Source organism: Bacillus cereus group sp. MG16 (assembly GCF_040459875.1).
Taxonomy (GTDB): domain Bacteria; phylum Bacillota; class Bacilli; order Bacillales; family Bacillaceae_G; genus Bacillus_A; species Bacillus_A paranthracis.
On record NZ_JARVHE010000001.1, the window covers coordinates 3707400 to 3731939 of the forward strand.

Genomic DNA, 24540 nt, shown 5'->3' on the forward strand with positions numbered 1-24540 from the left:
GAAAAGTGACTTGTCCCCAACGAGTTGCTTTTCCTTTTTTATTTTATGATTCCTGATTTCACAAAAATATTTCTCCAAGCTGCAGCAGTCCGTTCTTTATCAACTTCCTTTTGACGATTCAAAAACGCTCTTTTAACATGTTTTTTCTTCCAAGTCCTCATTTTTATACTTCCTTCCTTAATAAATTCATTCCATTTTCCACACAACGTGTATAACAGGCTTGTACGCTCGAATAAGAGTTTTTTCACTAATAAGGTCTTATGATATTCGGAAAGTTGTTATCGTCTCAAAATGAATAATCTGAGAAGTTTTTTATTCGAACTTTTGTTCTTCATTAATATTTATCTCCCTAACTTCATTTACGATGATCCCTTTATCTACCAAATCATCCTCAGTTCTCTTTATACGTTTAACTGCATCGATAACTTTTTCCATCGACTCTGCTTCAACGACCGCCTCGTATATTTTTAATTCTGTAAAAGTTACATTGAATGTTTTCATACTCCCTACTCCCTTTCTACTCAATTAGCGTTTTTATTACAAGTTAACCTTCACCTTCATCTTCCCTAAGACATCCATACCTTAGAGCTTCATCTTTACTATCCGCTTCATATCGGTATTCGCAATGATATCTGTGAAACACTAAAATCCAATATCTTTCGTTCTTTCCCATTTCTCTCTTCCTCCCCTGAATAAAACTCAATATTTCGTTAATACTATACTTGCATCTAGATTGTCATCTTTGAATTGAGCAGTTAGCTTTTGCTAGCTGCTCTTTTATTGAATAGATCCCTAAAATATGTTAACAATATAGATACACCAAGGTTGAATACGAATGACCATTGTGTTCTTCTTATTCACTGTGCAGTTAGCTTTTGCTAACTGCTTTTTTATATTGAACCAATAATAAAATTTTGGTCTTATTTCTTTTTTACATCATATACTTTTAATCTAACCTTCCAGCTCAGAGTGTTACCTCCTATCTTAAAGAGCACTTATGTATGGTGCTCTTTTCTCATGCTGTATAATTCTTTTACACTTGTATAAACTACAGATAGTTTCATTTTGAGATTCTCACATTCTGTCTTAAGAAGATTCAATGGAACAGTTATTCTTTTTGGGGTAATATTGTAAACTTTTAATTAGGTGCTCATATATTAATATTGAATGACAACTCATAGGACATTGAACTATCTCTCCAAGGGCACTTTTCGCAGTGCTCTTTTTATTTGTTATTCAATGAAGTTTTAACTTTACAATAACCATTTTGTTACATTCCTTGCACTTTTAAATAAGGCAAGCATATATTACAGTGTTATGTTTCATCACATTCCTTTTTTTCAAGAGTACATATCGAATATGTACTCCTTTTGCGTTACTATAAAATGAAATTTTTGTTTTATTTTCCACTTCCCCAGCATATTTTTTACCTAAGGGTGTTTACCTAAAAAGTTACCTCCTTATCGATGAGCACTCACTTATGTAGTGCTCCTTTTCATGTTGTATAATTCTGTTTTACTTGTATAAACTACAGATAGTTTCTTTATTGAAACTCCCACATTCTTTTTTACAAGTTGCAATGGAACAGTTGGTTTTTCTAACTGTTCTTTTGTGAGTTGTCACTTTTTAGGCAAACGTTCATATATTAACTATGAACAATGGCCAATAGAAGATTGACCCTACCTCTCTAAGAGCACTTTTCACGGTGCTCTTTTTAAATAGACAAATGAGATACCAAATAGCGTTTTTGTTAAACATTCTTCTTCACTCTTTATGAGAAAATACATACACTAATTTGAGCGCACATGTATTCAGCTTACAAATTAGGCCTTGTAAGCTGACACTTATTTAAAGGGCACATCTATATATGTGCTCTTTTACTTAAATTTGCTTTCACATTTAAACCGGACAAGCATATATTATTGTATGGAGATCCTTCAGGCATAGAAGTCTATCTTTCAAAGAGCATACTTATTAGTGCTCTTTTTTTATTTACTTTCAAATAACGATTTTGTTTAGTTTTGTACGTTCATTTCTTTTTCTTCTTTAACACGTTTTCGATTACACCAGTAGCAAAGATTCGGACCTTTATGACTCATTGATGGTCTATATAAAGTTTTAACTAACTTGCTGCATTTCGGACATTCTTGTTTATCATATTTCACGATTTCGTTCCCCTCTCAAATAAGGATTTTATTAAAGAATTGAATGAAATTCAATATTCTGTTAATACTAGTCACAATACAATCTGCTTCTTACCCAGGTTGTATCGAATAGAGCAGTTATTACAATAAATAGCTGCTCTTTTTTATTTTGTTTTCTTTTATTTCTGAATAACATTTTTAACCCTGTTCATACTATTTTTGTAACTTAATGTTGCAAATTATTTCTGTAAGCGCAGCGTTTCTTTTGTACAACAAGCAGTTAGTTTTATTAATTAGCTGCTTCGTTGTGCAAAAAAGATTTTTTAAACTGCACATGTATTAGAAACATACATAGAATAATCATGATCATTTCAGAATTAGCCATTGAGCATCTTAAAAGGTGCTCTTTTCTAATTATTTTGATCTACAAAATAAAATTTTTATTAGACTTTTTCTACATAACGTTTTCAATTTTGTTCATACTATATCTGTAACTTCTTAGTTACAAAACATTGTGGTGATGTTTTTGTTGGACAAGGAAGCAGTTAGTTTTTGCTAGCTGCTTTTCTGTGTACATACACCTTTTATTAGTTAACACATATATTTAATTTGAGAGCCTACTTATCCATAACCCGTTGGAAAAATTCGGAATTCATTAATGAACACTCATTAAAACTCTATCGTTTGTTCACTCCTCTAAAGGGCACTTACGAAAGTGCCCTTTTTACGTGGAATAGCATTTTCTTAAAATTCATTTCATAAATTGTTTAGAGCCCTATAGTTCCAAGTGCTTAGGGCACTCCCGTCAAACTCTTAGTGCCAATTGATACTGTTAAACAGTGTCTTTTTTTACATATAACACGCCTATCTTTGGAGTATCGTAAGCGAGCGCTCTTTTTATTTTCTTTTGTTACAAAATAAAATTCAGGCTACTTCTCCCCGCATAACATCCCCAGTTCCGTTTATACTATAGTTATAACTTCAAGTTACATTTCTGTACTTGTAGGGCCTAGTTTCTTTTGTTCAACAAGTGGTTAGCTAGTTAAGCTGACCACTTTGTTGTGTCAAATAACGCTTTGGTTAAAAACGAAGGTTTAATGGATCCATCAGCTGCTAACCTAAGTCAAATACCGAACATTAATACATATTGTTTGCTTCCATCCAGTTTTCACGTTCTGCTTGTGCAATCATTTCTTGTTCCGCTTCAACTTCTAAACGTTCCTGTTCGCTCCATTCAATGGCCATCTTTATCTTCACCTTTCTTAATAAAATTCAAATTGTATTAGTATCCATTACTTTGACGTGCATGGTTAATCTTGTTTTTCTCAATGTATTCATATTCAATTTCTTCTAAAGAAAAGCCCAACAATTCCCCTAAACCAAGATAATGTGCTAAAAGGACATCCGCCCTAAATGCTGTCGGTTCTTCTTTTAATCGTATTGCTAGATGATACAATTCGAAAAATTGCTCTGTAACTGTCTTGCAACGCATAGAAGCAGGGAAGTTGATTTCTGTTTTCAAATCTATGCAGAGTCCAATTGCAAAGTGTAACCCATCAACGTATTCTTCTAAAAGTGGATTTTTATAGACTTCTACTTTACAACCATCATCTAATACTTTGATTTTCCCTGTAGGTATGCTAGTTCTTGGTTTACAATCATTGCTCCAAAACTTAAATACTCTCCATTCCTTCATGCATTCGCCTAATTCATCTAAAAACGCTAGTATCCTAAATTCAAATACTTCTTCTCTAGAAAGATTTTTTGACTCTAAAACTCTTTTATCCAAAACGTTCTGCATTGCAAATAACTTTTTAATATCCATTAAGAACACTCCTTTTTTAATCGATGACTAGGCAAAAAAACTTCACTTTCTTTCGTTAAAAAAATGCAAGTTGTCCATCTGGCCGTTGTAATAACTTAACCTCTTCTTTAGTTTTTTCTTCTATATGATGATTTTGAACTGGTACAAAATCAGTAAACCAATGTAGCGGAAAACAACCACAAAATTTCTTGCGCTCCCGATCATGCCAAAAGCGGCAATGTTTCCCCATCGGCTGTACGATGTAATCTTTAAGTGGTTTATCTTTAAGTGGTTTATCTTTATACCCCTTTTTCCGCCAAATCAACTGTGCTCTATAGAATAAGCTTGTATTTAACTCCGGCAGATTCGGTTGTGGTTCTGGTGTCCATACTTCCTTTTCCGTAATTTGAAATCTTTCAGCTGGATAACAACCAAAATGCGCCCCTTTACGATTAAATCTGCTTACATAATAATGATTTGGTTTAGCCGGAAATAAAAAGTACTCTACTTTCTCCTTTAGCAAATCTGAGTGATCTACAGCAATACAAATACCTTTTGTAACACTCAATCTTGAAGCCCTCCTTCTTTACCGAATTGAGCAGCCCTTTGATTAATCTTTGTTAATATACGGCTAATTTGTACCTGACTGTATCCCATTTGATTTGCAATGTTTTGTTGCGTCATATTTTGTAAACGCATATCTAAAACGATATATTCTTTAGGAGGCAAGGCAGCTTTAAATTCTCTTATTACAGCTCGATTAATGGTTGTTTCTTCAATGCCTTCCGTTTTAGTATCTTCTATCATTCTTTCTAGTGTCAGTTCTTCATTAGCTCCAGATGCATATACAACCTTATTGAGTGAATCTGTGCTTGGTTGATACTCCAAAGCCGTCTTTACTAAAGCTACTGACTCATCCAAAATGTCTGCTATTTCTTCTGGTTCTTTATCTGCTAACTGTTGATTTAAAATCTTTCCTTTTACGCCATATACAGTTCTTTGAACTTTTATTTTTTGGTTATCCCGAATTGCTCTTCCTATTTCCCCCATAATTTTCGGAACAGCATACGTTGAAAACGCACATCCAAATTCAAGGTCAAAATTTTCTCGCGCCTTTATCAAACCGATCATTCCGAATTGTGTTAAATCCTCAATATCTAAACCGGTATCACGCTCTATACTGGTCTTTTTTTTCGCACATCTTTTCCATACACAATGATGCACAAGCCTTCCATATTTCTCTATAAACTCATCATCTGACATTTCACGAACATTAACTACTTCCTTAGCTTGTCCCTTTTCTTTAGTCATTTTTGCTCTCTCCTTTTTCAAAGTTAGGAAAGTGTTTTTCTTTTAACTTATTTAATGCTGTTTTAAAATCAATGTCAGAGTGCAGCTTATTATCACTTAATATTTCAATCAACTCATCCACAAAGTTTTTTACCCTTTCATCTGTTTTATATTTAATTAGTAATTGCCTTAACAATACGTCGAACTTTTCCAACAATTCATTGTTTTGACCCTTTACTTCTTTCATTTCTCTGCACCCCTTTATTAGAATCCAATATCTAAATTTACAATTCGTTTGTCAGTGGTTGTTTTAAAAACAATCGTTTCATCTTTTGATACACCGTTTAACAATCTACTTGCTAGTTTTGGATCGTATTTTTGAAATAATTGAGCGCTTGATAAATTTGAAGTTGTAATTGTTGTTTTATTTGCTCCTTGTCGTCCATTCGTAACACCATAAAGTATTTTATGAACAAAATCGCTTGCTTCTCCGTTTCTATTCATCGAACCACTTTCAGCCCCTAAATCATCGATAACAAGGAAATCCACATCTACCATTAAACTGATACAATAATCCATTGTGTATTTTGACTCTACATTTCTAAATGAGTGCTGTATTAATCGAATTAGCTTTTCGATCTCTACAAATAAACAGCTTTTCATTTTTTTAAAAGCATGTTCGTGATTTAATTTTTCACCGTCTGATATTACCCAATAGTGTTTAACCAATTCATACAGCATCGCATACGCTAAATGGCTTTTTCCTACTCCTTGAATCCCTGCAATGTATACATTTAAAAACTCACCATTTTTTATGCGTTCAAGAATTTTCATAGCTTTTTCTTTGTTTTCTTTCGTTTCTTGACAATCCGTCTTGTATGTAGACAATCTTGATTCTGTAATGGATTGATTTTCTATGATGCTGTGTTGAAAAAGTACATTTTTCTTCCGTTCTCTATTAATCTTTTTATAATGATTATTTGCTTGTTGAAATAAAACCGAATTTTGCTCTTCAACCATGCAGCGGGGACAATATACCGTTCCTGCATCATCAATCATTTTCCTAACTAATTTAACTACTTCTTTCCCCTGTTTATTAAAGGTGTGCTTATCGCAGTGTTCATCTGCAAATTTTAAATTAGTGAGTTTTTCAAAAGAATCTTGTATCCTCTTCACATTTAGTACTCCTTTCTAAAACGGCATTTCCCCCCTAAATCCCGGTATTACAATCTGATCCCCATGTTGTTGATTGGACATGTTGACCGTTTCATTTAGGTAGTTATCAAAATGTTTTTGTGAAAATAACGTGCTTGGTCTTAAAAATTGATCTAGTGGTTTTCCATCAAAGCTTTTCTTACCAAGCCATTGTGAGGTTTTGTTATCAATGACTTTTTTAAAGTCCTCTAGCTTATACCCCTCATTCCATCTAGCGCGAATCAATTTTCTATGTCCTTCTGCTTTAGGATTGAAATTTTTATTTGCTTTTTCATTCAAGTAATCCAATATATCTTTATACGGTATTGGATTGGACTTTGCGTCTGATTTTAAAGACGCTTTGGATTTTATTTTTGTTTTTTCTTCTTCTGATTCTTGTTCTTTTTCTTTTTCTTCTTGTTCTTCTTTTTGTTCTTTTTCTTCTTCTTGGTCACGTATCGCTAACGTATCGTGGGACGTATCGTCAAAACCCGCATAAAGATTGATTTTTCTTTTTAAAGCTGCATGATCTGTATGCTCTAAAATGAATTTTATTAGAGATAAATCTTTCACTTTATCAATTTCTCTTTTAAGACAATCTTCAATTGGTTTTCCACCCCTATTCAGGTTGTATTTGCCCCAATTTTTTATAGCAATTTCTCTTGTCAGTTTGTTATATTTAATTAATTTATGATGGTTTTCAAAACGTTCCAGTAGTGCTCTAGCAGACTCTATTGATAGTCCGATTTCAAAAGCTATCATCTTAGGTGTGATTTCATACACTCCCAATTGAGTTGTATGAGGATTAGTTAAAAGGTACACCATGAACAATTTATCTTCTGGCGTCATATCTTCTGATACTTTTACATCCGTCCAAAATTCTGTGTGTACTTTTCTAAAAAGAGCCATAATAACACCCTTTCCATACATCAAACATGTATGTTATATTTCTAATAAGTATATTTTTATTTTGTAACTTGTTGGCGCAAGTTACTTTTTTGTCTATAAACACTCGTAATATTAATCATTGAACTGGCTTTAAATATCTTGGTCTAGGTTTCTGAACTTCTTGAGTTTTACCGGTACGATTATTAGTTATCTTTTGTTTACCTTGATGGTTAGTATGCATAGTATAGATATCCATACCAGCATCATCAAAGAACTCTTCTGCCAAGGACTTCTTTCCCTCAATTTGTCTGAGCCTACTCATGATATTGATTGAACTCACCGTAAAACATGTTATATCCCAATTTGTATAATCATAGAGAAACTCTAAAATGTTCTCCCCTATAGGCGTATCCATCCCAATTTCTTTAGCAAAATTCATAGTAAAAAAGTAATCTTTCGTTTCGTATTTATTCCCGTCATAGTCTTTGGTAACTGGAAAAATATTTATAAATTCTTTTGGAGTTAACTTTTTCATTAATTCTTGCAAGTAACCAATTAGCAGGAACTTATTTGATAAATAGTCATAGTCTAGGGAATCGCTTTCGGTATAGCGAATAAATCTCACACCAGTAAAAATTATTTTTTTATATAAATCTTCACCCCATATTTCCTGACCTTTTTTCTGTTGCTTTAGCTTACGTACATTTTTTTCTAACATTCTATGATATATATCTACATAATCTGGTTCTGCTTTTTTAATCCCATCAATTACCTGCAAATTTCTCATTATGCTCACCAACCTTTTTTTATTTTCGAAATTACATTCCCTAAACAAATACACTTAAACCATTGGTCTCCATCCTCTAATAAAACTTAATGCTTCCTCATAGTCCTTCTTCAAAATGTCTCGATAACTATTTACATTAAAAGCATCTTTAAGATTCTTGCCGAGTAGTCTAAACAGTTTACTTGTTGAATCATGAATTTCTTTATTAATGCTTCCGTTTTCCCAAAGACCATAAATCCTTTTTGACTTTTCTTTTTGTATTACTCGTTGCTGCCCATAATCAATTGTCCATTGTTCTTGCACCAAATTTTCTAATGATGTAACACGACTATTTAATTCGATTGTTCCAGTAGCAATAAGTTGAATTTGACCAAACGGATCTGTCGGAACTTCTGGTTGCTTTATAATTTGTTTCTCCATTTGATGAAATCTTTCTATGTATGATGCGGAGAATAAAACACCTTTTTGCCCCGTCATTTTATGAGCTATTAATTCACAACCTTTTTTAGTTATTCGATAGCATGGTTGTAATTTGTTTTGCGCATTTTTATAAGTGGATTCTACAAAGAAATCGGACGATGCAATTTTGCTCACTCCTCTTTCTTCCGCTCCTGCAGTTAAATGTGTTATATAGGTTCTAATATCCCTTAATAAATCCGAATGTCGTTTTCCAATCATTTCAGCAACTTCTAAACTTGATAATGTTAACTCTTCATTTATCACAGTTAATTGATCCATCTTATTCCCTCCTAAACTTATAAACTTGGAATTGTTCGTTTTGTATTTGTATAGCGATGGACTAAATGCATTTCTCCATCCGTTTTCTTGAAAACCAACCAATTATCAGGATTTAAGCTGTATGATTTAAGATGCATTTTTTCGCGCTTGGTCAACTTTTTGCCATTTTTCACAAAAACACCACCTTTCAGGCTTGTCCATTTTATAAGCGACTTCATTGAATGTTCTCAATGAAGTTTAAACATTAGCTGGCTGCACTGTTTCGTTTAGTCCCTAATTCCTTTTTAACAACCTTAACTTCAATCCCATAAAATAATTCGTATGCTTCTTTAAACACTTCTTCGATATTTCTTTCGCCATAAGTTTCCTTGATGATAAATCCTTTATAATTAATTTCTGACATGGCCCTCTCACCCCTATGTTCCCTCAGGGAATATTGATATTAAAAAAAATCGACTTGCTCTTCAAACAAATCAACTACACTTGCATTTAATACATGCGCCATTCTGGATGCTAGGTTATACGATATTTTCTTTTTGTAATTATGATTGTTAATTAGCTTGTAACAGTAGCTGCAGGATATTTCTAATTCGTCAGCTAACTCTTGATACTTATACCCGGATTTTTTGAATGCTGCTTTTAATTTTGTCTCGTCTTTAATCACTTTCATGTGGTAACTCCTTTCTATATCTTTGTAAATCACCTTAACATTCCCTTAGGGAAAATTCAAGATATATTTTTAATCATATTTTATATTATTCTTAGAAATAGCTCGGATTGATTTTCCCTTTAGGAAATATTATAATAATCCTAACAAACCACTTATGAGGTGATTATTGTGGAATTTAAAGATCGGTTACGTCAATTAAGAAGAGAACGAAATTTAACGCAACATGAACTTGGACAAGCTATCGGTGTTACTGCAGGTAGCGTTTCTAAGTTTGAAACTGGATTTAAACCTGCATCTAGAGAAACTGTTGAACGTGCAGCTGATTTTCTTGGTGTACCTGTTGATTATCTCTTAGGACGATCGGACTCTCGTGAATTAGATGCGGATATGAACCAAAAGTACTTGAGCATAAAAAACCGTTTAGAACAACTACCTGAGGAACATCAAGAAATTGTCTTACAAAACATGCTAACAATGATGGAAAGTCTAGAAAAGTTAAAAAGTACTTCAAAATAGTGATGCAGTGTTACTCATCGCTATTTTTTTATTTTTTGTTCAATATTAAATACTACTTCAATAAGTTGGTTAAACTCAAATTCACTATTTGAACATGAATTTACACATTTTAAAAATGACCTTAATATACTTTCTTTTTTCATTTCTATTCCCCCTCAACTGCTATAATCCAATTATAACCTTTCCTCTAGGGAAAATTCAGAAAGTAAATTACTTTTATTTTTTTCATTTTAGTTTACCAATAAAAAAAGAGCGGTTTTAATCCGCCCTTTAAAATATCCTTATCCACCAGGTTTAATTTCAACCATTTGCATTTTTTTATCTATTTGTACATTTTCATTATATGACAATCCCACTGTTAGAACCGTTAATAATGTGCAAACTGCTAATACTAATTTCTTCAATATCAACAACCCCTTTTTGTTTTTCGTTCCCCAAATTAACCATCGATTGAGTCAACAAAGATTTATCCCCTCTATTACACAATTCTTTTGCTACTATCGCTGAAAATAGATAGTTAGCTTGGTAGAAGTATTGATAAAACAAATCGTATAAACATTGGCTTTCATCAGAAGAACACGCTATGAAATAATTTAAAAAGTCCTTGTCTCCTCTTTCTCTTATTATATCTTGGAGAGCTTTAATTGACAATTCACATGTTGGGCTTTTTTGGTACAACAATAACCTACTGTCAGCGTCTTCGTCTAGTTTTACTCCTAAATAGATTTTAGCAACATCTAGATTGTATCTTGCCTCTTGTTCAATATCAGCATCTCCAATTTCCTTACTTAATAAGTAACTCTTTTTTAAATTGACCAAACATTGTTCTTTATTTTCTAATACGTTTGACATACCTAATATGTAATATGCATCAGAGACTGTTTTTGTACAAACATTAGCATGAATTAAGAAGTGAGCATACTTCCTAGATAAATCTACATTATTCTTTTGCAGGAAAATCGGCGCGAACAATTCAGCAATACGATAATTGTAACATTCCTTAATAAAGGATTTTCGTTCTCCTTCAATTTGTCTCACCAGTAATTCAATCATTTCTGCAGTTTCCAACATTATATTGAATTTTTTTAGATGATAATATTCATAGCATTCCATGATCTTTGTTAATATTTCTAAAACCTTATCTTTAATAGCACCAATCTTCTTTAATTCCTTTGTTATTTCTGAGCCTTTAATTATATTCTTAATATATTTAAACAAGATTGTATACACTTCAACATATTCTCGGAGTGTTCCAGTTTCTTTGCTATGCTTTTGTATTAATTGTTCCAATAAGATTGTATTACGAGTTAGACACGCATATTCAAAACTTTGTTTTATAGACTCTGTGGTATCTAATTCTAAGCACCACTCGGACATAGTTTGCTTTGCTTTTTTTCCTTCAGCGCTCAAAATAGGTGCTAGCTTCAATAATTGAGAAAATCCAATTGTTCCTTGTCTTTTGAATTTTGACATGTATTGTTTTGAAACTCCAATTTTACACGCTACACTAGTAGCTGTTAAGTCATCCCTATCCTCAATCATCCCCATAATTTTTTCATGAAATTTCAAGTGACTTACCCCCTTCATTACAATAAGCAACACTTTTTCCATTATATTTACAGAATATTTTATCACATTAATGAGAACATGTGTTCTGCAAAGCGCGATTCTCATATTGAGAAAATATTGTTTACTAAAGATGTTCAACTTCTCAGAAATTCGTTGGTTATTGGTTACCGTAACAAATACGACGGTTACTCCAATTATTGATGCTACTTTAGTTTTAAATAAAAATGCGAGTACAACTTTCGCTACAATTGGTGATACGATTACATTCACTTCATCTATTACAAACACAGGAAATACTACTGCGAACAACATTATGTTTACAGATTCCATTCCAAATGGTACTACCTTTGTCCCAAATAGCTTTAAGATAAATGGTGTAACCGTCCCAAATGCAAATCCGCAAAACGGTATCAATATTGGTAACTTGAATGCAAATGCATCGATTACACTCAATTTTCAAGTAAACATTACAACGCTGCCAAACCCGAATCCAATTCCGAACAAATCATCGCTTCAATATAGCTTTATTGTTGATATAAATGAGCCGCCTGTTTCCCGAACAGTTCAATCCAATAAAACCTTTACACAAGTAAATACTGCTTCCGTTATCGCAACAAAAACTGCAAGCAGTGCCTTTGCCGCTGTTGGAGATACAATTACGTATACAACTACCCTCACTAATAGCGGAAATACTACCGCAAACACACCTGTTTTTATCGATATATTACCACCCGAACTTTCATTCGTTCCTGATAGTGTACAAATTAACTCCATCCCACAACTTGGATTTAGACCCGATAGCGGAATCTCTTTAGACTCAATTCCAGTTGGAGGAACGATAACAATTAGCTTTCAAGCTATTGTTGGCTCAATACCAGCTACAAATCCAACTTTGAACCAATCTAGCACAACATACTCTATCATTGTTGATCCTACCCAGCCGTCGGTGACAGAAACAGCTACAAGTAATCCAACTTTAGTTCAAATTAACGAAGCGATTATTCAAGCAACGAAAAGTGTGGATCGACTATTTTCTGACATCGCACCTGGAAATTCATTTTTAACGTATACTGTTTTATTAGAAAATATAGGGAACACAACTGCTACGAATATCATTTTTACAGATCCGATTCCAAATAATACAATATTTATAGAAGATAGCGTTCGAGTAGGTGGGGTTTTATTACCTGGAGTAAGTCCAGCGAACGGGATACCAATTGGAGATATTATTGCAGGAGATTTTATAAATGTTACCTTCCGTGTGCAAGTAGTTAGCATCCCAAATCCTATTTTTACAATCGGACCTGGAGGACCAAACTCACCAGTTGTAAACGGTGCTTCTATTGATTATCAATTTATGACAGGACCTAATTTACCACTTGTTTCACGAAATACGACATCTAATTCTGTTTCGACACAAATAAATTCTGGGGAAATTGTGGCAATCAAATCTGTAGATAAAACTTTCGCAACGATTGGCGATACAATTTCTTATACAATTACATTAAGCAACCCTGGAAATGTCACTTCACAAAATATAATTTTTACGGATACTTTACCTGATGGAACGGCATTCATATCTGGCATTCTTACAAACGATTCTGGTACACAGCAAATCGGAAATCCATCTAACGGGATTCAGATTGGAAATATAAACCCAAATGGAACGGCCGTGATTACTCTTAATGTACTTGTTACAAACATTCCAAGTATAAATCCAATTTCTAATTTTAGTTCTGTACAATTTGCACATGTGGTTGATCCTAGCCAACCTGCCGTAACACAAACGAATGTATCTAATTCTGTTTCGACAACAATTAATAGTGCAATATTAACGACCAAAAAAAGCGTTGATAAATCTATCATTTCTGTTGGAGATACGATTACGTATACAACAACTATTACAAATACAGGAAATACGACTGCAACGAATATAACGTTCACGAGCGCAATTCCAGCTAACACTACCTTTATACCAAACTCAGTCAAAATAAATGGGGTTCAGCAATCTGGTGCGAAACCAGCACTTGGAGTAACTATACCAAATATCGCTCCTGGTGAAACAGTAACCGTTACTTTCCAAGCAAATGTTCTTTCTGTTCCCCCTTCAAGTTCAATTATGGGTAGTGACACAATTTTATATTCTTATACTGTCGATCCAAACGGAACTCCTATTACAACTTCTACTTCAACGAATATCGTTACAAACCCGGTACTAGATGCTATGATAACGATGGTGAAATCTGTAGATCAAACACTTGTAACACTAGGTGATACCATTACCTATACGACACTTTTGACAAATACCGGTAATACAAACGCTACGAATATTACTTTCACTGATCTTATACCAAATGGTACAACGTTTATTACTGATAGCGTTACAATAGGTGGCATTACACAAATCGGGCTCAATCCTAATACTGGCATAACAATTGGATCAATTGCTCCTAACAGCTCAATATCTATAGCATTTCAAGTTACCGCTACTTCTACACCACCCCAAAATCCTATTGCCAATTCCGCTACTGCTTCTTACACATTTATCACTAATCCAAATGCACCAGTTGTTTCAAGAAATATTACTTCAAACACAACATTTACTACAATTAATACAGCTACCATTCTTTCATCTAAACAAGTTGATAAAGCATTTAGCCACATCGGAGATACACTCACTTATACTGTCACTTTAACAAACAATGGAAATTCATCTGCACAAAATGTTATTTTCACAGATACTATGCCGAGCGGAACTACATTTATTGCAAACACATTTTCCATTAATGGAGTTCCTCAAAGTGGTGCGAATCCAGTAAACGGTGTAAATATTGGACCGATAACAGCGGGGGCTACAGTAAATGTTTTCTTCCAAGTAAACGTGACCTCATTACCGACCGAAAACCCAATTGTAAATTTCTCATCAACATCTTATCAATTAGTCTCACCGCCTGATACAGAAACTTCAATTAGCAATCCTGTTTCAACGCAAATTAAAGAAGCCATATTATCTATGACGAAGAATGAAAGTGCATCCTTTGCAGATATCGGGCAAACTGCCTTTTATACTACTTCTATTTCCAATGTAGGCAATACCGATGCAACGAATATTATATTCACAGATGTATTACCAAGTGGACTCACATTTGTTCCTAACACATTAACTGTCGATGGTGTTTTACAACCGAATGCGAATCCAAATACAGGTGTATTACTTGCAGCGCTTCCACCAAATGAAATATATAGTATCGTCTTTCAAGTGACAGTAAATAATATTCCCCTTAGTAACCCAGCACCGAATACAGCATCAACGACATATGAGTTTACTGTTGATCCTGTTAACCCTCCAGTGTCGAGTTCAGCTACTTCCAACACTACGCTTCTTCAAATAAATAACGCAAATATTATAAGTACAAAAACGGCAGATCTTACCTTTGCGGATGTTAGTAATACAATAACATTTACACTTAACCTCCCTAATACCGGGAATGTGGCTGCAACTGATGTTACCGTCATCGATATACTTGATAGCAATTTAAGTTTCGTTCCAAATAGTTTCACAGTTAATGGGCAAACCATTCCAAATGCTGATTTATCTACTGGTGTAAATATCGGTTCCATTAATGGTGGTAATGCGGCAATCGTCACATTCCAAGCAACTGTTACTACACTTCCTACACTTAATCCTATTTCTAATTCTGCTTCTATCACATATCATTATGTCGTTGATCCTAGCCAGCCATCTATTACAACTTCTAATCAATCTAATACAACGACTACACAAATTAATAGCGCTATCCTTACTGCACAAAAAAATTCAAATGTGTCAACAGTAGATATTGGGCAAGATATTATCTACACCGTTACCATTACAAATAGCGGAAATGTTAGTGCAACAAATGTTATTTTCACCGACCTTATTCCAGACGGAACTTCCTTTGAACCGAATAGTTTTACACTTAACGGAACTAGCATCCCAAATGCAGATATCGTTACAGGGGTTCCAATTGGTGATATCGCGCCAAACCAATCTGTCATTGTGGCATTTAATATTATCGCAGATGAAATCCCGCCTATAAATCCAATTACCAATCAAGCTAGCGTTAACTTTCAACATATCGTTAATCCAAAAAATCCTCCAGTTTCAAAAAATATTACTTCTAATAACGTTACAACAAAAATTGAAAGTGCAATTTTAAACACGATTAAAATCGGAGATAAAGCTTTTGCAACGATTGGTGATACGATTACGTATACAACTACGATTATGAATACAGGAAATATTCCAGCTAACAACGTTGTTTTCTCAGACCCTTTACCTTCATGGGCACAATTTGTTGCAGGATCAGTTGTTGTTGACGGTACTTCATTACCATCCGCTTCTATCACCAGCGGTATTGGCATAAATACAGTCAATCCAGATCAAACTGTAACAATCATATTCCTAGTTCAAATTGTAAGCAATCCAACAACATTCACTCCTGAACTCCAAAACTTAGCATTTGTGAACTTCCAATATAACGTAGGCAATGCATTACAAGCTCAGCCTGGCAACGTGGAAACGAACGTCTTTGTTACTTCTATTAATACAGCAATACTTTCAGTTGTAAAAACTGCTAGTACAGCCTTTGCAAATATTGGCGACACGATCACTTATACCGTTTTAATTCAAAATAGCGGCAATACGAACGCTACGAATGTAAATTTCTCAGACCTCATTCCAGCAGGAACTACCTTTATTGAAAATAGTTTTGCTGTAAATGGAAGTACCGTTCCAGATGCAAATCCAAATAACGGAGTTAACATCGGAACCGTTAGTACGAACAGTTCCTTAACTGTTACTTTCCAAGTCATAGTTATATCTACTCCACCTTCCAACCCAATTACAAACGTTGCATCTATTCAATACGAATTCATCGTTGATCCGGCATCTCCTCCTGTTACCGGCACAATAACTTCTAATAGCGCTTCTACACAAATTAATAACGCTACTGTTACAACACTTTTAGAAGCAGATCGAACAATCGTATCTATTGGAGATATAATTACGTACACTGCAACATTAACAAACACTGGAAACTTCCCTGCAAACTCTGTATTACTCATTAACGGAGTTCCTGAAGGAGCATTATTTGTTCCAAATAGTGTTACACTTAACGGAATTTCACTTCCAGATGCAAGTCCAACTCTTGGCATTCCCGTTGGTATTATCGCACCAGGTAATTCTGCTACTATTACGTTCCAATTTCGTGCAAGCTCTATTCCACTGCAAGGAGCAATTATAAATCAAGCACTTACAAGTTACACGTATACTGTCGACCCGAGTCAACCTCCAGTTACAGCAACCGCTTCATCTAATACGGTTAGTACAGCCGTCGTTGATGCATCGTTATCCGTAATTAAAAATACAGATTCTCTCGTACAATCTACTAACGGTACAATCACTTACACTGTAGTCGTTCAAAATAACGGGAATACAACTGCAAATACAGTTACTTTAACAGATTTAGTCCCAGAAGGAACTGCATTTCTTCCGAATAGCGTAACCATTAATGGCGTTGCAGCTCCAGGTGCCGATCCAAGCGTAGGGATACCATTAAACTCCATCGCGCCTTCAGACATTATCACCATAACATTCCAAGTTATCGTTCAATCCATTCCAAGCGTGAATCCAATTTCTAATATAGCTCGTATTGACTATACTTTTATCGCGGATCCAACCGCTCCTACCATCTCTCGAACAATTACGTCTAACCCAGCTTCCACACAAATTTCGGATGCGAATGTTCTTTCTTTAAAAGCAGTCAATGCACAACAAGCAACAACAGGTGATATTTTGACCTACACGATAGCGCTAGAAAATACCGGAAATATTCCAGCTACGAATCTCATATTTTCAGATACTATTTCAGAAGAGACTACATTCGTAGACAATAGTTTTACACTTAACGGAACAGCTATACTTGGTGCAAATCCAAACGCAGGGGTTACTTTACCTAACCTAGCAGCAAACGCTACTCACCTTATTTCGTTCCAAATTCTTATTAACGATCCATTCTCGCAACAATCGATTACAAATCAATCTAATACAACATATACAATTCAACCGGATCCAGGGAAACCGCCTATTACGGAAACATCGACTAGTAATATCGTCATTACAAATTTCGTGCAAGCACAATTGACAATTACAAAAACATCCAATCCAACAACTGTAGATATTGGCGGAACGATCCTTTATATTTCTGAAGTGAAAAATATCGGAAATGTTGACGCAATAAATATTATTTTTACAGATTCGATTCCAGCTGGCACTACATTCGTTCCCGACAGTGTCACAATTAACGGTGTCCTTCAGCCAGGTGTAAATCCTGAAAACGGAATACCGATTGGAACAATTCCAGCAAACAGTTCTAAAACGATACTATTTCAAGTCCAAACAAATAATCCACCTACTGAAACCGAAATTGCAAATCAATCTTCAGCAACGTACCAATATGTAAGCATTCCTACAGCCCCCCCAATGAATCGCTCCGCAACTTCTAATATCGTTACAACATCACTTCAAAATGCAAATATTATTTCTGTTAAACAGGCGGATGTTACTTTCGTATCCATCGGGCAAAATATTACCTACACAAATACACTACAAAATATAGGAACTGTTCCGGCTAACAATACAGTGTTCATTGATAATATTCCAGAAGGTACGATATTCATTGAAGATAGCTTATCAATAAATAATGTCATTCAACCTGGTGCGAATCCTGAAAATGGAATAACTCTTGGCACGATACAACCAGATGAAACAGTCACTATTTCATTCCAAGTACAACTTACAAATATACCTCCTGACAACACAGTCATTAACATTTCAGACACTTCGTATGAATATCAAATTGACTCTAGTTCCCCGGTTATTCAGCGTAGATCGTTATCAAATGCAGTAAATACTGAAGTCCGTACAGCAAATGTTAGTGCAATTAAATCTACTAACAGATCTATTACACGCATCGGTCAAATCATCACATATACAGTCGCAGTTACAAACACTGGTACCGTACCTATTACAAATACTCTCCTAATTGACGCAATTGCTGCTGGCACCACATTCATTCCAAATAGCATTCTTGTAGATGGCATACCAAGACCTAACGAAAATCCAATTACCGGAATCACCCTTAATATTATCCTTCCAAACAATACAATTATCGTTACATTCCAAGTAAATGTAGTCTCTATACCTCCTCAAAATAACATTAATAATATCGCCGTCATCCACTATGAGTATCAGCCAGACCCAAGCTTACCACCAATTTCAGAAACGACATCTTCCAATACTACAAATATACAATTTATTGATGTTATTCTTATCGCTACAAAATCCGCTAATACAGTATTAGCTACTATTGATGAAACTATTGAATATACAGTACTCATTCAAAATAACGGATCCACAACAACTAACTCCATCTTTTTTACAGATACGATAGAGGATGGAACAGTATTTATCCCGGGAGGTGTATTAGTTAACAATACTGCATTTCCTGCAGCAGATCCGAATATCGGCTTTTCCATTCCTAATATTGCATCAGGTCAAATGGCTACAATAACCTTCCAAGTTTCCGTTACGAATTTACCTACTATAAACCCAACTCCTAATACTGCAAACATCATCTACGACTTTGTTTTCAACCCTGATTTTGCACCAATTCAAAAATCGACTACTTCCAACACTACTTTCGTTCAAATTAATGATGCTGATATTGTTTCACTTAAAACTGTTGATTTGACTTCTGTAACAATTGGTGACATTTTAACTTATACAACAACTTTAACGAATACAGGGAATACAGATGCCACTGCTGTTGTATTTACAGACAATATTCCTGGTGGAACTACCTTTATTGACGGTAGCGTTTTAGTAAATAACATTCCGCAGCTTAACGCCAATCCAAGTACCGGTATACTTGTAGGAACGATTGCTCCTAACATTTCTATCCCAGTCACATTTTCTGTTACCGTCATAGCGCTTCCAGCTACCGGCCATGTTCAAAATCAATCAACTTCTCGTTATACGATAAATGGAGAAGAACAAATATCGACTAGTAATATTACCTTCACTGAAGTTATTACTGCTACTATAGTCGCAACAAAAACAACGCCTATCCAATACGCTGACTTACAAACGATTATCCCTTACACAATTTCCATCACAAACAATGGGAATATACAAGTAGAAAACATTATCGTGACAGATATCATCCCAGCAAATACGAGCTTTATAGAGAACAGTGTTATTGTGAATGGCAACGCTCGTCCAAATGACAATCCACTTAGCGGGATACAAATTGATAACATTCCGCCTAATACAACAGCAACTATTCTATTCCAAGTACGAGTTACTTCGATTCCGCAAACAAATCCAATCTCTAACACGAGTACAATTGAATTTCAATACACGTTACCAGATCGACCACCTATTACCGAAACTATTATTTCATCAGCTGCCGTAACAGAAATTCATCACGCGACTTTAAATAGTAATAAAGCTGTTGACCTTGCATTTGCAACTGTCGGTGATACGTTAACGTATACGATTATACTCAATCAAACTGGTAATGTTGCAGCAAATGATGTAGTCATTCAAGATATGATTCCTCAAGGTACCACATTTATAGAAAATAGCGTTATTGTAAACGGAGAACCTCTTCCAGGAGTGAATCCAGTAAGTGGCATACCAATTGGTACTATAATTGTAGACGGAGATGCTATCGCTTCATTCCAAGTAACTGTGACTTCTATTCCAATACAAAACGAACTCACCAACCAAGCAATCACTACTTTTAACTATATAGTCAACCCAAATAACATACCTGTTACAAATACGACTACAACAAATACTGTTACAACAACTGTCCAAAATGATAATGTCATTGCGATAAAAGCTGTTGATTTCACGAGTGCCTTACCTGGTCAAACTTTAACGTACACCATTACGATTATTAATAGTGGTAATATCACTATTGAAGATCTTCTTCTAATAGACACGGCACCAGTAGATACGACATTCGTTATTGGTAGTGTTACAATTAACGGAATCAATCAACCTAATGCGAATCCTGAAAATGGTATTACGCTAGGCAACCTTGCTCCAAACGAATCTGTTATTATTACATTCCAAGTGACAATATCTTCTTCTACTCTTCAATCTACAATCAATAACGATGCTACTATTTCCTATACACCTATTGTCGGTCCAACCGAACCTCCTATTACGATTACAAGGCAAATAAATACCGTTACAAAGCAAACAAATACTGTTACAACAATAATAGTTGATCCAATGGTTAGTATTGAAAAAACAGCCGATAAATCTATCGTGGCGACAGGGGACATCATAACTTTCACATTAGAGGTGATAAATCATTCACCAATTCCTACAATCAGTACTTCCGTCCTAGATATAATTCCAGCCGGTACAACATTTATAGAAAACAGCGTATCAATTAATGGTACTCAAGTTCCAAATATCCGTCCAGACACTGGTATGAATATCGGCTCTTTACCTGCAGATGGAGTAGCAACGATAACATTTAAAGTTCTTGTAACTTCTATTCCTTCAAACAGTACAATTATAAATTCTGCAACAGTTACAGCCGCTTTCCAATTGACACCACAGGATCCGATTATTACTTTCGTTGTTAATTCGAATATTGTTCGTATACCAGTTCAATTTGTAACTGCGACAGTCACGAAAAACGCTTCCGTCAGCTCAGCTTATTTAAATCAATATTTTGATTACACAGTGCGCATTACGAATACTTCCGAGATTTCACTCTTAAATATTTCTTTACAGGATACTATTCCAGTAGGTTTACAGTTTATGAACGGCACTGTCTCCATTAACGGAGAACGCTCTCCACTAGCGAATCCGAATATCGGTTTCCTAGTCGCTACTAATTTGGAGCCAAACGAAACAATTATTGTGTTATTCACAGTACAAGTGATAAGTCCACCTGTTACTAATGAATTTAAAAATACAGCTAATATTTCGTTACAACTTCAAGTCTCGCCTACCGATCCACCAATTACAGTAACTGTTACCAGTAACGAAAACATTGTCACCTTTGTTCCAGAAACTCCGGATGAAACACTTCCAAATTTTAATTGCTTCTTTGACGGTGAACGTTTTATACGCATTCCTCCTCGAAATATACGAAATTACTTTTGGGCTTGGATTTGGTGGCAGTAATAAAAAAGAAAAAGCTTGTAGTTTTGGATAGCATCCAAACTACAAGCTTTTTTCATAAGCAAAATGATAATACTCAATTACTAACAGCTCTATATGCTACATGTCGTTTCTCAATCCGTTCCTCAATTTCTTTCATGTTTTCTTTATTATTTAATAGTGATTGTTTATTTTCTATTAATAATTGTTTAAAGGATTTTCTCACTTTTTTTCTCATTTTCATTGTCCTCCTTGGGGGATGGTTTATATAAAAGATAAGTATTTATCTGTTTGTCTTATAATAATTGATTGTTGTGAATTCCATTTGAACTTTACATGAAAATTACGTTTATTTTCTGACAACTTTGTGAACAAAAAAGGAAGACCGATTCATTTTACTTTTAATCGGTCTTCCTAGTACTTATAGCATATTGATTAATATTTCAGGTCTTCCCCAATTCATTTCTTCACAAACGAATCGTAATTTTTCTTCATCTATTGTGTGTAATCCTTCTTCTAGTGAACATGAAATAGGAACTTCACAATGAATTTGTGCTAATTGTAATGAAATATTTAAATTCTCTAAATCACTTTCGATCTTCGTACGTTGCGCTTTCGTTAATGCTGCCACATTTTCTAGTACAGTTGCTACTGTACCATGTTCTTGAATAAGCTTATACGCTGTTTTTTCACCGATACCTTTTACACCTGGGTAATTATCGCTCGTATCTCCCATGAAAGCTTTCGCATGTACGATTTGCCACGGTTCTACACCTTTTTCTTCCATAATTTTCTCCGGTGTGTAATACTCGTAATTTCCAATTCCTTTGCGCAGAAGCATAACTGTAACGTTCTTATCAACAAGTTGAAGTAAATCCGTATCACCTGTTAAAATATAAACTTCCGCTTCATTGCAGTATTGTTTTGCTAATGTACCGATACAATCATCCGCTTCATACCCTTTCATGCCGATAACTGGAACAGATAATTTTGCAGTCATTTCTTGCACTAGATCAAATTGCGGAATTAATTCTTCAGGTGGCGCTGCACGATTCGCTTTATAATTTGAGAACGACTCTGTTCTAAATGTTGTACTTCCCATATCCCAACATGTTACGATGTGTGTCGGTTCAATTGCTTGCATTGCCGTTAATAAATGTTTCATATAACCATGAATCCCGTTTGTAGGGGTACCATCTTGTCGTTTCATAAACTGCCCGTAGACACTTGTTGCATAAAAAGCACGAAATAATAGTGCCATACCATCAACTAATAATACTTTTTTCATAATTCCTCTCCTACCAAAAAAAATAATAACCCCACGTCATCACGTAAGGTTATATAAATAGATTACCATTCTACGTTTTTCAACTTTGTCTATTATACATTGTTTTTGTATATTTAGCATCATTTACACATTAAGACGTTTTACTACAACAAGTATGAAGAATCCCTGTATACGTATTTTTCCCAGTTGAAACTACTACAGCTTTTGCATTTCCACTAACAATATACGTCCCTTTGAAACATACATTTTCAAGTTCAAGTGGATTATAGTCTTTCATTCTTTTCAAAGGAATAAATCGTTTGCGTTCAAGATGATAGCAACTTTCAAATTTCTCAACACTTGCATCGTTTCCTGTTAGCACAGATTCATTTACTAATAGATCATTTGCATAAATAATACGTACATCTGCTGGTACTGTATCACCTTCTGAAAGGAAAATCATATCTCCTGGAACAAGCTCTTGTACTGGCAAATCCATCATTTTTAATTCACCGTTTAAACCTGTTACACTAGAACATTCTACTCGAGACACAGTAATCTTCTCACATTGTAATCCATCTCTCACATGTTGTTTTGAAAAACCTGGGATCATTCCACCTAGCTTCATCATCACTTCCGCAATACGAGCTCTTTTTGAAGTTAATTCATTTCGGCCGTATACTTGAATACGTTTTTGTGCCTCTTTCATAGACAATCCATCTCTTGTTGTTTTAAAATACGCAAATACAGATTTTACATCTCTCGTTGCGATTTCAATTAATAAGTCTTTATTTTTTTGAAGCATCGTTTGTTCTTTCATTGATTTTTTGCTTAATTTATATGACGTGTTACCCACAGTTTTGTTTGCATATAACATATTATCGTCTCCTCCTTTACAACGTAGGAAGAAACGCTTTGTTTCTCAATTTATCCACTTTACGGTGAAAGTGTCTAGCGCCTAAACATACATATAAACGCTACATGATGATAAATATAGAGGGAGGAACAAGTCGTTTCCTGCCTACATCATATATTTTTGATTTGAAGTATATGGGTAACGGAACCGAGTCAGAATTTGACATGCTCCTCACCTCCTCGTTTTATTTTATAGTTTATACTATGAAATTACTCATAGCTTTGTAACAAAAAGACCCTTACTCCGAAAAGAGTAAAGGCCATGACATACACAAATAAACGATTCCTAATACAATTAGAAATCTACGGACCTCTCCCTCGCCGAGTTTTAGCACTGTATAGCATAGGTACATTACCAGCTACGTTAAGAAAAACCTTAATTCGATCATTCCTGTTGACCCATTGGCGTCTCTCGACATTTTTGGGCAGTAGCATTTCTCTATACAGGAGCCTCACCTAACAGAGACTTATTTTTATTACATAGAAAATGTTACTCTTATTTAAAATAGATGTCAACACCTTGAATG

The 24540-nt window shown here is 34.7% G+C and carries 20 protein-coding genes, 1 pseudogene and 1 riboswitch; of the genes and pseudogenes, 2 read left to right on the plus strand and 19 right to left on the minus strand.

Annotation, left to right across the window (positions count from 1 at the left end; all coding sequences use genetic code 11):
- Positions 1-38 precede the first annotated feature (38 nt).
- The 14 genes from QCI73_RS19165 to QCI73_RS19230 form a co-directional block, all read right to left on the minus strand.
- Positions 39-161: a DUF3983 domain-containing protein gene (locus tag QCI73_RS19165; RefSeq protein WP_144402435.1), complete on the minus strand. Its 123-nt coding sequence runs from the start codon at positions 159-161 to the stop codon at positions 39-41.
- Between the two features lie 151 nt (positions 162-312).
- Positions 313-501: a hypothetical protein gene (locus QCI73_RS19170; protein ID WP_353823563.1), complete on the minus strand. Its 189-nt coding sequence runs from the start codon at positions 499-501 to the stop codon at positions 313-315.
- Between the two features lie 1514 nt (positions 502-2015).
- Positions 2016-2165 (minus strand): hypothetical protein, encoded by a 150-nt coding sequence (locus QCI73_RS19175; protein WP_353823564.1) that lies wholly within the window; start codon positions 2163-2165, stop codon positions 2016-2018.
- Positions 2166-3426: 1261 nt separating this feature from the next.
- Positions 3427-3969 carry a dUTP diphosphatase gene (locus QCI73_RS19180; protein WP_353823565.1) on the minus strand — a complete coding sequence of 181 codons (543 nt, stop codon included), beginning with the start codon at positions 3967-3969 and terminating at the stop codon, positions 3427-3429.
- A 55-nt stretch (positions 3970-4024) separates the two neighbouring features.
- Positions 4025-4516, minus strand: a complete 492-nt coding sequence (locus QCI73_RS19185) for a hypothetical protein (protein ID WP_353823566.1) — start codon at positions 4514-4516, stop codon at positions 4025-4027.
- A complete protein-coding gene (locus tag QCI73_RS19190; protein ID WP_353823567.1) occupies positions 4513-5259 on the minus strand; it encodes a sigma-70 family RNA polymerase sigma factor in 747 nt (248 codons plus the stop codon). The genes QCI73_RS19185 and QCI73_RS19190 overlap by 4 nt, the downstream gene beginning before the upstream one ends.
- The gene (locus tag QCI73_RS19195; protein ID WP_353823568.1) at positions 5252-5485 is read right to left on the minus strand and encodes a hypothetical protein; all 234 of its coding nucleotides are present in this window, start codon (positions 5483-5485) and stop codon (positions 5252-5254) included. The genes QCI73_RS19190 and QCI73_RS19195 overlap by 8 nt, the downstream gene beginning before the upstream one ends.
- A gap of 17 nt (positions 5486-5502) precedes the next feature.
- The gene (locus QCI73_RS19200; RefSeq protein WP_353823569.1) at positions 5503-6414 is read right to left on the minus strand and encodes a P-loop NTPase family protein; all 912 of its coding nucleotides are present in this window, start codon (positions 6412-6414) and stop codon (positions 5503-5505) included.
- Between the two features lie 15 nt (positions 6415-6429).
- Entirely contained in the window at positions 6430-7341 is a 912-nt protein-coding gene (locus QCI73_RS19205) for a conserved phage C-terminal domain-containing protein (RefSeq protein ID WP_353823570.1), read from the minus strand.
- Between the two features lie 115 nt (positions 7342-7456).
- The gene (locus QCI73_RS19210) at positions 7457-8107 is read right to left on the minus strand and encodes a hypothetical protein (RefSeq protein WP_353823571.1); all 651 of its coding nucleotides are present in this window, start codon (positions 8105-8107) and stop codon (positions 7457-7459) included.
- A 54-nt stretch (positions 8108-8161) separates the two neighbouring features.
- Positions 8162-8845 carry a Rha family transcriptional regulator gene (locus QCI73_RS19215; RefSeq protein WP_353823572.1) on the minus strand — a complete coding sequence of 228 codons (684 nt, stop codon included), beginning with the start codon at positions 8843-8845 and terminating at the stop codon, positions 8162-8164.
- Between the two features lie 17 nt (positions 8846-8862).
- Complete coding sequence (locus tag QCI73_RS19220; protein WP_353823573.1) at positions 8863-9018, minus strand: DUF6906 family protein; 156 nt, start codon at positions 9016-9018, stop codon at positions 8863-8865.
- A gap of 71 nt (positions 9019-9089) precedes the next feature.
- On the minus strand, positions 9090-9248 hold the full coding sequence (locus QCI73_RS19225) for a hypothetical protein (protein WP_353823574.1): 159 nt from the start codon (positions 9246-9248) through the stop codon (positions 9090-9092).
- 39 nt (positions 9249-9287) lie between these two features.
- A complete protein-coding gene (locus QCI73_RS19230) occupies positions 9288-9515 on the minus strand; it encodes a helix-turn-helix domain-containing protein (protein ID WP_001983125.1) in 228 nt (75 codons plus the stop codon).
- Positions 9516-9683: 168 nt separating this feature from the next.
- Between QCI73_RS19230 and QCI73_RS19235 the strand changes: the two genes are divergently transcribed.
- Complete coding sequence (locus tag QCI73_RS19235; protein ID WP_240519769.1) at positions 9684-10031, plus strand: helix-turn-helix domain-containing protein; 348 nt, start codon at positions 9684-9686, stop codon at positions 10029-10031.
- Between the two features lie 20 nt (positions 10032-10051).
- Here the strand turns inward: QCI73_RS19235 and QCI73_RS19240 are convergent, their stop codons facing one another.
- Both QCI73_RS19240 and QCI73_RS19245 read right to left on the minus strand, forming a co-directional pair.
- Positions 10052-10174 carry a hypothetical protein gene (locus QCI73_RS19240; RefSeq protein ID WP_332299101.1) on the minus strand — a complete coding sequence of 41 codons (123 nt, stop codon included), beginning with the start codon at positions 10172-10174 and terminating at the stop codon, positions 10052-10054.
- A 196-nt stretch (positions 10175-10370) separates the two neighbouring features.
- Positions 10371-11600 carry an AimR family lysis-lysogeny pheromone receptor gene (locus QCI73_RS19245; protein ID WP_353823575.1) on the minus strand — a complete coding sequence of 410 codons (1230 nt, stop codon included), beginning with the start codon at positions 11598-11600 and terminating at the stop codon, positions 10371-10373.
- A 166-nt stretch (positions 11601-11766) separates the two neighbouring features.
- On the opposite strand from QCI73_RS19245, the pseudogene QCI73_RS19250 reads away from it, so the two are divergent.
- Positions 11767-21855: pseudogene (locus tag QCI73_RS19250) on the plus strand (beta strand repeat-containing protein); the annotation flags it as partial.
- Between the two features lie 73 nt (positions 21856-21928).
- Here the strand turns inward: QCI73_RS19250 and QCI73_RS19255 are convergent.
- From QCI73_RS19255 to QCI73_RS19265, 3 genes are all read right to left on the minus strand, one after another.
- Entirely contained in the window at positions 21929-22069 is a 141-nt protein-coding gene (locus QCI73_RS19255; protein ID WP_001228044.1) for an FbpB family small basic protein, read from the minus strand.
- A gap of 183 nt (positions 22070-22252) precedes the next feature.
- On the minus strand, positions 22253-23119 hold the full coding sequence (locus QCI73_RS19260) for a 5'-3' exonuclease (protein WP_000757050.1): 867 nt from the start codon (positions 23117-23119) through the stop codon (positions 22253-22255).
- A gap of 130 nt (positions 23120-23249) precedes the next feature.
- Positions 23250-23975 carry a P-type ATPase actuator domain-containing protein gene (locus QCI73_RS19265; protein WP_000964970.1) on the minus strand — a complete coding sequence of 242 codons (726 nt, stop codon included), beginning with the start codon at positions 23973-23975 and terminating at the stop codon, positions 23250-23252.
- 343 nt (positions 23976-24318) lie between these two features.
- Positions 24319-24484: riboswitch (M-box (ykoK) riboswitch) on the minus strand.
- Positions 24485-24540 lie beyond the last annotated feature (56 nt).

Coding starts and splice junctions, on each gene's coding strand:
- QCI73_RS19165 (WP_144402435.1), bottom strand. CDS start 161: ATGAGGACTTGGAAGAAAAAACATGTTAAAAGAGCGTTTTTGAATCGT.
- QCI73_RS19170 (WP_353823563.1), bottom strand. CDS start 501: ATGAAAACATTCAATGTAACTTTTACAGAATTAAAAATATACGAGGCG.
- QCI73_RS19180 (WP_353823565.1), bottom strand. CDS start 3,969: ATGGATATTAAAAAGTTATTTGCAATGCAGAACGTTTTGGATAAAAGA.
- QCI73_RS19190 (WP_353823567.1), bottom strand. CDS start 5,259: ATGACTAAAGAAAAGGGACAAGCTAAGGAAGTAGTTAATGTTCGTGAA.
- QCI73_RS19195 (WP_353823568.1), bottom strand. CDS start 5,485: ATGAAAGAAGTAAAGGGTCAAAACAATGAATTGTTGGAAAAGTTCGAC.
- QCI73_RS19205 (WP_353823570.1), bottom strand. CDS start 7,341: ATGGCTCTTTTTAGAAAAGTACACACAGAATTTTGGACGGATGTAAAA.
- QCI73_RS19210 (WP_353823571.1), bottom strand. CDS start 8,107: ATGAGAAATTTGCAGGTAATTGATGGGATTAAAAAAGCAGAACCAGAT.
- QCI73_RS19215 (WP_353823572.1), bottom strand. CDS start 8,845: ATGGATCAATTAACTGTGATAAATGAAGAGTTAACATTATCAAGTTTA.
- QCI73_RS19225 (WP_353823574.1), bottom strand. CDS start 9,248: ATGTCAGAAATTAATTATAAAGGATTTATCATCAAGGAAACTTATGGC.
- QCI73_RS19230 (WP_001983125.1), bottom strand. CDS start 9,515: ATGAAAGTGATTAAAGACGAGACAAAATTAAAAGCAGCATTCAAAAAA.
- QCI73_RS19240 (WP_332299101.1), bottom strand. CDS start 10,174: ATGAAAAAAGAAAGTATATTAAGGTCATTTTTAAAATGTGTAAATTCA.
- QCI73_RS19255 (WP_001228044.1), bottom strand. CDS start 22,069: ATGAGAAAAAAAGTGAGAAAATCCTTTAAACAATTATTAATAGAAAAT.
- QCI73_RS19260 (WP_000757050.1), bottom strand. CDS start 23,119: ATGAAAAAAGTATTATTAGTTGATGGTATGGCACTATTATTTCGTGCT.
- QCI73_RS19265 (WP_000964970.1), bottom strand. CDS start 23,975: ATGTTATATGCAAACAAAACTGTGGGTAACACGTCATATAAATTAAGC.